The sequence below is a fragment of the Klebsiella pneumoniae complex sp. WS1778 genome (assembly GCF_049472055.1).
Lineage (GTDB): Bacteria > Pseudomonadota > Gammaproteobacteria > Enterobacterales > Enterobacteriaceae > Klebsiella > Klebsiella quasipneumoniae.
In genome coordinates this window covers 1-1,781 of the sequence record NZ_JBKGTJ010000017.1, presented here as the reverse complement: position 1 = coordinate 1,781, position 1,781 = coordinate 1, and the positions used below count along the sequence as shown (strand labels likewise).

The following is a 1,781-nucleotide window of genomic DNA, read 5'->3' as shown; positions in this document are numbered from 1 at the left end:
GGTGTGACTGCGTACCTTTTGTATAATGGGTCAGCGACTTATATTCTGTAGCAAGGTTAACCGTATAGGGGAGCCGCAGGGAAACCGAGTCTTAACTGGGCGTTAAGTTGCAGGGTATAGACCCGAAACCCGGTGATCTAGCCATGGGCAGGTTGAAGGTTGGGTAACACTAACTGGAGGACCGAACCGACTAATGTTGAAAAATTAGCGGATGACTTGTGGCTGGGGGTGAAAGGCCAATCAAACCGGGAGATAGCTGGTTCTCCCCGAAAGCTATTTAGGTAGCGCCTCGTGAACTCATCTTCGGGGGTAGAGCACTGTTTCGGCTAGGGGGTCATCCCGACTTACCAACCCGATGCAAACTACGAATACCGAAGAATGTTATCACGGGAGACACACGGCGGGTGCTAACGTCCGTCGTGAAGAGGGAAACAACCCAGACCGCCAGCTAAGGTCCCAAAGTCATGGTTAAGTGGGAAACGATGTGGGAAGGCACAGACAGCCAGGATGTTGGCTTAGAAGCAGCCATCATTTAAAGAAAGCGTAATAGCTCACTGGTCGAGTCGGCCTGCGCGGAAGATGTAACGGGGCTAAACCATGCACCGAAGCTGCGGCAGCGACACTATGTGTTGTTGGGTAGGGGAGCGTTCTGTAAGCCTGCGAAGGTGACCTGTGAGGGTTGCTGGAGGTATCAGAAGTGCGAATGCTGACATAAGTAACGATAAAGCGGGTGAAAAGCCCGCTCGCCGGAAGACCAAGGGTTCCTGTCCAACGTTAATCGGGGCAGGGTGAGTCGACCCCTAAGGCGAGGCCGAAAGGCGTAGTCGATGGGAAACAGGTTAATATTCCTGTACTTGGTGTTACTGCGAAGGGGGGACGGAGAAGGCTATGTTAGCCGGGCGACGGTTGTCCCGGTTTAAGCATGTAGGCTGGTTATCCAGGCAAATCCGGATAATCAAGGCTGAGGTGTGATGACGAGGCACTACGGTGCTGAAGTAACAAATGCCCTGCTTCCAGGAAAAGCCTCTAAGCATCAGGTAACATCAAATCGTACCCCAAACCGACACAGGTGGTCAGGTAGAGAATACCAAGGCGCTTGAGAGAACTCGGGTGAAGGAACTAGGCAAAATGGTGCCGTAACTTCGGGAGAAGGCACGCTGGTGTGTAGGTGAAGTCCCTGCGGATGGAGCTGAGACCAGTCGAAGATACCAGCTGGCTGCAACTGTTTATTAAAAACACAGCACTGTGCAAACACGAAAGTGGACGTATACGGTGTGACGCCTGCCCGGTGCCGGAAGGTTAATTGATGGGGTTATCCGTAAGGAGAAGCTCTTGATCGAAGCCCCGGTAAACGGCGGCCGTAACTATAACGGTCCTAAGGTAGCGAAATTCCTTGTCGGGTAAGTTCCGACCTGCACGAATGGCGTAATGATGGCCAGGCTGTCTCCACCCGAGACTCAGTGAAATTGAACTCGCTGTGAAGATGCAGTGTACCCGCGGCAAGACGGAAAGACCCCGTGAACCTTTACTATAGCTTGACACTGAACATTGAGCCTTGATGTGTAGGATAGGTGGGAGGCTTTGAAGCGTGGACGCCAGTCTGCGTGGAGCCAACCTTGAAATACCACCCTTTAATGTTTGATGTTCTAACGTTGGCCCCTTATCGGGGTTGCGGACAGTGTCTGGTGGGTAGTTTGACTGGGGCGGTCTCCTCCCAAAGCGTAACGGAGGAGCACGAAGGTTAGCTAATCCTGGTCGGACATCAGGAGGTTAGTGCAATG

1 rRNA gene is annotated in these 1,781 nt (G+C 52.7%); it reads left to right on the top strand.

What is annotated here, in order from left to right:
* Positions 1–1,781 (top strand): 23S ribosomal RNA (locus tag ACLEXF_RS25400); the annotation flags it as partial.